At 34.0% G+C, this 503-nt stretch carries 1 protein-coding gene; it reads right to left on the reverse strand.

The genetic code is table 11. The features are described from left to right. Nucleotides 1-387, reverse strand: a 387-nt coding sequence (locus ACFQY0_RS21430) for a PH domain-containing protein (RefSeq protein WP_379717164.1), incomplete at its 3' end; no start/stop codon positions are given. Nucleotides 388-503: the final 116 nt, after the last annotated feature.

A 503-nucleotide genomic window follows, 5' to 3' on the forward strand; every position in this document is an offset into this window, starting at 1 on the left:
GATCGAAATACCGTCGGCTGGTGTTTGAATATCTAATTTACACACACCAAAGATTCGGAGGAATATTGGTTGCGTAATATCTATAGACTGAATTCGATTAATTGTAAGCTCTTTTTCCTTAAGGACAAAAATACCTGTCTTAAAGATAAACTTTCCGTCTTCAATCCAAAATCTTGTCTTATATTTTTGGATGATATCCATAACAATCAAAACAATCATAAATAAAAATACAAGAATCCCTATATACAGAAGATAGGGATTACCTTTGAAACCATCTCCACCAATAAAGTTAAATAGAAATACAGCTGCAGGTATCCAGAATGTTTTTAGCGTTGAGCCAACTGCTCCTAGATAAGCTAATGGATGTAATTTTTGAGGGTTATTCATAGGTAAATTCCTCCTTTACGAGGTCTATCATTTGCGCTTGTAATGCATATGCCTCTTCAATTTTTAATGGAGGTAATTTAAACGATGTACCAGCTGTTGTTACTGTCATGTTTGCT

It is taken from the genome of Haloferula chungangensis (assembly GCF_042664875.1).
GTDB classification, from domain to species: Bacteria; Verrucomicrobiota; Verrucomicrobiia; order Verrucomicrobiales; family Akkermansiaceae; genus Haloferula; species Haloferula chungangensis.